This is a genomic window from Streptomyces sp. NPDC001700, from assembly GCF_053596435.1.
In genome coordinates, this window is record NZ_JBSFGE010000015.1 from 211,788 (window position 1) to 218,521 (window position 6,734).

Genomic DNA, 6,734 nt, shown 5'->3' on the forward strand with positions numbered 1-6,734 from the left:
CTCGGCCCGTTCTCCGGCTCCTCCCCGGCTACTCCTTGGCTTCCCGTTCGCTGTAGCGGCGCCGCTCCAGGAAGATCTCGGTGAAGACGGAGACCTTGGCCCGCAGCGCCCAGGGGTCGATCGGCTTGGCCATGTAGTCCACCGCCCCCGCCGCGTAGCCGCGCGAGGTGTGCTCGGGATCGGCGCCCATCGCGGTGAGAAAGATGATCGGCACGTCCCGGTTGCGCGGGCGCCGCTTGATGTGGGCGGCCGTCTCATAGCCATCCATCTCGGGCATCTGCACATCGAGCAGGATCACCGCGAAGTCATCGTGGTCCAGCAGCGCCTTCAGCGCCTCCTGACCAGAGGTCGCGGTCACCAGCTCCTGGTCGAGGGTGGCCAGCACCGCCTCCATGACCAGCAGGTTGTTCTGCTGGTCGTCGACCACAAGGATCTTGGGCCGCGGCCCGGGCACGAACGACCGGGCAGGAACGCCGGGCTCCTCGTCCTGGCGCGGAACCGCCGCCGTCCGCTGTGACTCCACCATGGCCAGCTGTCGCTCCAGCATCTGGCATCGGTCCTCCGCCAGCCGTCCCCGCTGCCGCTCGTCCTCCAGTTCCTCAGTGAGCCGGTGCACCTCCTGCCGCAGCAGGTCCCGCTCCTTCACCAGCTCCTGGTGATCCGGGAGGGTCATATCCAGGGCGTCGGCGCGCGCCCGCTCCGCAGCCCAGGCCGCCTCGGTCTGGCTCAGCCGCACCTCCAGGTCGGCGATGCGGTGCCGACGGTCGAGCAGCGCCTCGCCCAGCGCGTCCTCCTTCACACTGGAGCTCCGCGCCTCCCGGTCGGCGTCGGCCAGCTGGATCTGAAGGATCTCCACGGCGTGCCCCGGGGATCCACTGGTGCGCACCGCGGACCGGTGCAAGTCCCGCACCACCTCGATGGCGGCCGGGGTGGCCGCGGAGCCCCGGCACGCCGCGAGATCCGCCAACAGTTCCACCACGAACTCCCACGACGGGACTCTCGTCCCGCTGAGATAGCGGGAGATCGTACTGGGGTCCCGGAACCTGCGTGCGGCGTAGCGGCGCACCGAGACCCCCAGCCCGTCGAAGAGCTTCCGCAGCTCCACGGCGAACGCCCGGCACTCCTCGGGCAGGTTCTCCCCCAGCGGATGCAGCTCACCCATTGCGTCCCCTTGTGCGGCGACTCACGCCGATCAGACGATTCCCGGGCGGCTTGCCCGAGTTGTGAAACAGCGTGGGGCATCAGGGGGGTGTTGCACGGGCCAACACCAAGAGCGGCAACACCACTTTGATTGCGTACGCGGTCATGCCGCGGACCCGGCGCGGCGGCGCCCTGCTGGGCCGGGCCACCCCTGTGCGCGAACGCGAACTCTCCTCGCGTTTCGTGGTGTCGGCCCAGCTGGCGATCGCCGCCGTGATGCTGATCGGCTTCGTCGGCGCGTACGGCCTGGAAGACGGACTGTTCCCGTACGCGGGGACGGCCCTTCTCAGCCAGACCGGACGGGACGCCCTCGAAGGACATGCGGCGGCGCTGCGACGGATCATCGAGGAGTCCCAGCGGGCCGCTACCCGGCACGAGGGGCGGGAGTCCTGGGCGGCGCCCGATCCGGCACCTACCCAAAAAGCTCTCCTGACCTGCGTTTTTGCAGGTCAGGAGAGCTCTCATAGAGTGGAGCCTAGGAGAGTCGAACTCCTGACATCCGCCATGCAAAGACGGCGCTCTACCAACTGAGCTAAGGCCCCTTCGCCGATCAGGATACCTGGTACCGGCGGCCTTTCCCGACCGGGTATCGCTCGCGGGTAGCGCTCTCCGTAGGATGCCACGCAAGATTCGCGGCAGCGAAGCGAAGGGGAGAGCGAGATGGACGCAACACAGCAGGATGCCACCGCGCGCGCACGAGAGCTGCAGCGCAGTTGGTACGGGGAACCGCTGGGGGCGCTCTTTCGCCGTCTCATCGACGACCTCGGTCTCAACCAGGCGCGCCTGGCCGCCATCCTCGGGCTCTCGGCGCCCATGCTGTCCCAGCTCATGAGCGGACAGCGCGCCAAGATCGGCAATCCGGCGGTGGTCCAGCGGGTACAGGCGCTCCAGGAGCTGTCCAGTCAGGCGGCGGACGGCCGGGTGAGCGCCGCCGAGGCGGCGGAGCGCATGGAAGAGATCAAGAAGACTGCGGGCGGGTCGGTGCTCAACTCCACCCAGACCGCCGCCAGCACCGGGGCTCCGACCGTGCGGCGCGTGGTCCGCGAAATCCAGTCGCTGCTGCGGTCCGTGGCCGCAGCCGGGGACATCATCGATGCGGCGGATTCTCTCGCCCCCACCCACCCCGAGCTGGCAGAGTTCCTTCGTGTGTATGGCGCGGGGCGGACCGCCGAGGCGGTCGCGCACTACGAGGCGCACCAGAGCTGACGGGCTGTTGGACTGCTGACCATTCGATGACGGGGCGGGCACGGCGCGATGGGTGAGATCTTCGCGGGCCGGTACGAACTGGTGGACCCGATCGGGCGCGGAGGCGTGGGCGCCGTGTGGCGGGTCTGGGACCATCGCCGCCGCCGGTACGTCGCGGCGAAGGTGCTTCAGCAACGCGACGCGCACACACTGCTGCGCTTCGTACGGGAACAGGCCCTGCGGATCGACCACCCCCATGTGCTGGCTCCGGCGAGCTGGGCGGCGGACGACGACAAGGTGCTGTTCACCATGGACCTGGTGGCCGGCGGCTCGTTCGCACACCTCATCGGCGACTACGGTCCACTGCCAACCCGCTACGTGTGCACCCTGCTGGACCAGTTGCTCTCCGGGCTGGCCGCGGTCCACGCGGAGGGAGTGGTCCACCGGGACATCAAGCCCGCGAACATCCTGCTGGAGTCCACCGGAACCGGCCGTCCCCATGTCCGGCTGGGCGACTTCGGCATCGCGCTCACCAAAGGCGAGCCCCGCCTCACCGAGGCCAACTACGTGATGGGCACGCCCGGTTACTTCGCGCCCGAGCAGATGATGGGCGAGGAGCCGGACTTCCCGGCCGACCTGTTCGCCGTAGGCCTGGTGACGCTGTATCTGCTCCGCGGGCACAAGCCCGACGGGGAAGCGATCGTGAAGCTGTTCGGCGAGCACGGCGTGCCGCACGCCCCCGAGGGCGTGCCCGAGCCGCTGTGGCAGGTGATAGGCGGGCTGCTGCAGCCCGACCCGGAGGACCGGTTCCGGTCCGCCACCGGGGCGCGCAAGGCGCTCGCGTCGGCGGTCGAGATGCTGCCCGAGGCCGGTCTCGACGACGAGGCGATCGAGGTCTTCGACCATCTCGGGCCGCTGCCGACCGGATTCGGCCCGAACGGCCCGGCCCGGCCCGGCCGCCGTCACGCGAAGGCCGACCCGCCCGGGGGCACCGCGACGGCGCCGCGCCCCTCGCCGCCCGCCACCGAACCAGCCGAACCCCACCAGTCCGCTGACCCCGCCGCCGGACCCGCCGCCGGGCAGAACGCCGGACCCGCCGCCGAACTGCCCGCGGCCGAGCCGCCCGCCCAGCCGTCGATGTCGGACACCGGCAGCTTCACCCTCCCGCCACCGCAGCCGCGGACGCCGCACCCCGGGACCCCGCACCCTCAGCCTGAACAGCCCCGGACGCCGCCCCCGCGGATATCGCCGCTCCCGGCGCCGCCCCAGCAGGCGCCGACTCCACACCCCGCGACACCGCATCCACAAACCCCCCATCCTCAAACCCCGCACCCGCAAACCCCGCTCCCTCAGCCCCCACAGCAGCCGCCGACCCCGTCGACCGCGGCGCCGCTCCCGCAGCCGCCCCAGTCGCCCCAGCCGCCCGCACACCAGCCACAGGGCCCACAGCCCGGACAGCCGGGCCCATCGCCCCAGCCCGCGCACCTTCATACGCCCCCCACTCCCACGCCCGCACCGGCCGCCGCGCCCCTGCCGGCGCCGCGTGATTACCCCCTCACCCGTGCATACACCGCTCGGACGCCCCAGGTTCCCGCCGCCCGCGCCGCGCGGCGCCGGGGGCCGTCCCGCAAGACGACGGTCGCGATCCTGATCGTCGCGGTGCTGTGCTTCGCCGTGGGGGCGTGGGCACTGGTGGCCGCGGGCTGAACTAGCGGGCTGAACTACCAGGCGGGCGGCGGCCCGTACCGGTGCTGTCCGGTCGTCGGATCCACCGCTTCCGGCTCCTCCCGCACGCCGTCCGCCACGGCCCGGCGCCGGGCGGTCAGGATCCATACGCCCAGCCCGACCAGCAGCAGCGAGCCCGTCCCGAAGCTCGTGTAGGCCACCGTCTGGAGCGTGGCGCGGTGCTCGGCGCCCGGGCGGCCCATGGAGTCGGGCTGGAGCGGCGAGGCCGCCTTGCGGGCCTCCCGCTTCTCGGCGTCCGTGAGCCCGAAGCCCGCCGTGACCGCGTTCCCGTCGTAGGCCGGGCCGCTGCTCGCCTCCCCCGCGATCCGTACCCGCAGCGTCACCGGAACCGTCCGGTCCAAATGGGGTTCCACATTCGGGGGATTGAGCGTGACCGCCAGGTAGTACCCGCCGGTGAGGCTCATGGCGCGCACCGAGTAGTCGGCCTTCGCGTACCGGTTCCCGTACGCCGCCGGGGCCGTGCTGACCTCGGACTGCGGCCGCTCGCCTTCCGGGGCCAGGGCGGTGCCCCGCTTCGCCAGCCCCCGCGCCGGGTTGTAGGCGCGCATGACCACCGCCTGGCCGAGCAGACGGGTGCTCTTGTCCGCTCCGTCGGCGGGGAGTTCGGCGATGGCGGATATCCGCTGTCCCCAGTCGACCGGAACCCGGTAGAAGTGGGTCTCCCCCGGCTCGAAGTCGTCCTGCCACACCCCCGTGGACACCAGCGGCGCGTCGGAGAAGCCCCGCCCGCCCTGCCGTGGCCTGGCGCCGCCGGACGGCGGCTGAGGCGGCTCGGCGTGCCAACTGCCCTCCGGAGCCTGGCCGGTGGAGCCGCCCTTCACCGGCGGCTCCACCATCAGCCGCAGCTCCAGCGGCCAGCTGTCGGGGTCCGCGGAACCGGCCTGGCGCTCCACGGTGACCAGATACCGGCCCGCCGTGCGGCAGGAGGTCACCGAGCCCGAGCCGGTCTGACGGGTGACATAGTCGGCGAGGGGATAGGCGACCCCTTTCGTCTCGATCCGCCGGGGAGTGGTGTCGCAGATGCCGCCCTCGGGGTTCTTCAGCGTCACCGTGACGCCGTCGCGGTACGAGACGACGCCCGCGCCCGGCCGGGGCGCGGCGACCGCCGAGACGTAGGCGGCGGACTTCGCGTCGAGGTCGACGCCGTAGAACCGCTTCTCGCCGGGCCCCAAGCGGTCCGCGTACGTCCGGCCGGGTCTCAGGGACGGGGCGTCCGCGCCGCTCCCGGTGCCGCGCACCGGGGTGCCCTGGACCCGGTACTCCCGGGCCCCGGCGGCACTGTCGGCGACCGCGACCGGGATCTGCACCGCCATCGTCGCCACGGCGCACAGCGCCGTCACCGCGGTGAAACCTGCCCTGTGCCTGCTGCGGTGCTCCATCGCGTCCCCCTCGTCGCACCGGTCTCATACCGGTCGACCAGCACGTCACATTTGCTTATGCAAGCGATTTGTTTGCGAGAGTAAAGACGAGGGCCCCGACCGCTGCAGCGATCGGGGCCCTCGTAACGGGACTGTGGGGGTCACACACCCGAACCTGCGGGCACGGAGTCGGTCGCCTCCGTCCACAGATCCTGCTCGGCGCGATCCGCCTGGATCTGGCGGTACACGAGGAGCCCGCCGATGGCGGCCAGTGCGACCAGGAGAAGCTTCTTCACCGCGCTACCTCGTCTCTTTCTTGACGTAGGGGACCTCTGGCGCCCGATGATACACACCGACCGATACCGTTCGGTGACCTATGCGCGGCATCGGCGGGCGGTATCCGGTCATCAACTCCCCGGGCACCCAAATGAATCAGCCTGGACGGAGAATCTCCGTCCAGGCTGATCGCGCCGGTGGGGCTAACAGGACTTGAACCTGTGGCCTCTTCCTTATCAGGGAAGCGCTCTAACCGTCTGAGCTATAGCCCCGCGCTGCACCGAAAGATTAGCGCACCACCTGCCCAGTCCCAAAATCGGTAACGGCGGCCGTCCCGGTCCGGCTACTCGTCCTCGGCGAGGGTCAGCTCCACGCCGCCCACGAAGCCCGCCGACAGGTTGTAGATGAACGCGCCCAGCGTGGACAGAGCGGTCGCCAGCACCACGTTGATCACGGCGATCACCGAGGTGAACGTCATGACGCGGGGAAGCGACAGGAACGACTCCAGATCGAAGCCGCCGCCCTGCTGCCCCTCGGTCGCCTCGCTGATCGTCCCGCCCACCGCGCTGAAGACGCCCATGGCGTCCATGACCATCCACAGCACCGACGCGGCGACCACCGTGCAGATCCCGAGCGCTATCGCGAGCAGGAAGCTGACCTTCATGACCGACCACGGGTCGACCTTCGCCACCCGCAGCCGCGCCTTGCGCGTACGCGGCGCCGGGCGCGCGGCGGGCACACCGCCGCCGGTACCGGGGCGGCGGGCCGCCGCCCCGTGGGGCTGCTGCCCGGGCACGGCGGGCTGCTGCGCCGTGGAGGCTCCGCGTCCGGCCGTGGCCGACGCGCCCGCAGCGCCCGCCGCGCCGCCGCCGGGCGAAGTCGAGGCCGTGCACCTCGACGCCCTTGCGGACGATGCCGCGGATCGCCGCGTTCAGCCCAGGGCAGTCACCGCCACCCGTCAGCACTCCC

Annotated in this window: 5 protein-coding genes, 2 tRNA genes and 2 pseudogenes; 2 read left to right on the forward strand and 7 right to left on the reverse strand. The window is 71.5% G+C overall.

Annotated features, from left to right (window positions below; all coding sequences use genetic code 11):
• Positions 1-28: 28 nt before the first annotated feature.
• The gene (locus ACWC5C_RS27155) at positions 29-1,162 is read right to left on the reverse strand and encodes a response regulator (protein ID WP_450879427.1); all 1,134 of its coding nucleotides are present in this window, start codon (positions 1,160-1,162) and stop codon (positions 29-31) included.
• Positions 1,163-1,669: 507 nt separating this feature from the next.
• Positions 1,670-1,742, reverse strand: a tRNA-Ala gene (locus ACWC5C_RS27160).
• Positions 1,743-1,860: 118 nt separating this feature from the next.
• Here ACWC5C_RS27160 and ACWC5C_RS27165 point away from each other — a divergent pair.
• Both ACWC5C_RS27165 and ACWC5C_RS27170 read left to right on the forward strand, forming a co-directional pair.
• Entirely contained in the window at positions 1,861-2,406 is a 546-nt protein-coding gene (locus tag ACWC5C_RS27165; protein WP_358618980.1) for a DNA-binding protein, read from the forward strand.
• 48 nt (positions 2,407-2,454) lie between these two features.
• Positions 2,455-4,092: a serine/threonine-protein kinase gene (locus ACWC5C_RS27170; protein WP_450879429.1), complete on the forward strand. Its 1,638-nt coding sequence runs from the start codon at positions 2,455-2,457 to the stop codon at positions 4,090-4,092.
• A 14-nt stretch (positions 4,093-4,106) separates the two neighbouring features.
• Here the strand turns inward: ACWC5C_RS27170 and ACWC5C_RS27175 are convergent, their stop codons facing one another.
• From ACWC5C_RS27175 to ACWC5C_RS27195, 5 genes and pseudogenes are all read right to left on the reverse strand, one after another.
• Entirely contained in the window at positions 4,107-5,510 is a 1,404-nt protein-coding gene (locus ACWC5C_RS27175) for a hypothetical protein (protein ID WP_450879431.1), read from the reverse strand.
• Positions 5,511-5,650: 140 nt separating this feature from the next.
• A complete protein-coding gene (locus tag ACWC5C_RS27180) occupies positions 5,651-5,785 on the reverse strand; it encodes a DLW-39 family protein (RefSeq protein WP_003958712.1) in 135 nt (44 codons plus the stop codon).
• Between the two features lie 178 nt (positions 5,786-5,963).
• Positions 5,964-6,037: transfer RNA gene (locus ACWC5C_RS27185), tRNA-Ile, on the reverse strand.
• Between the two features lie 71 nt (positions 6,038-6,108).
• Positions 6,109-6,651 (reverse strand): annotated as a pseudogene (locus ACWC5C_RS27190) (DUF3566 domain-containing protein); the annotation flags it as partial.
• A pseudogene (locus ACWC5C_RS27195) lies at positions 6,617-6,734 on the reverse strand (6-phosphofructokinase); the annotation flags it as partial. The pseudogenes ACWC5C_RS27190 and ACWC5C_RS27195, both read right to left, overlap by 35 nt.

Excerpts from the sequence above, each read along its gene's own strand:
- ACWC5C_RS27155 (WP_450879427.1), bottom strand. The coding sequence starts at position 1,162 with ATGGGTGAGCTGCATCCGCTGGGGGAGAACCTGCCCGAGGAGTGCCGG.
- ACWC5C_RS27165 (WP_358618980.1), top strand. The coding sequence starts at position 1,861 with ATGGACGCAACACAGCAGGATGCCACCGCGCGCGCACGAGAGCTGCAG.
- ACWC5C_RS27170 (WP_450879429.1), top strand. The coding sequence starts at position 2,455 with ATGGGTGAGATCTTCGCGGGCCGGTACGAACTGGTGGACCCGATCGGG.
- ACWC5C_RS27175 (WP_450879431.1), bottom strand. The coding sequence starts at position 5,510 with ATGGAGCACCGCAGCAGGCACAGGGCAGGTTTCACCGCGGTGACGGCG.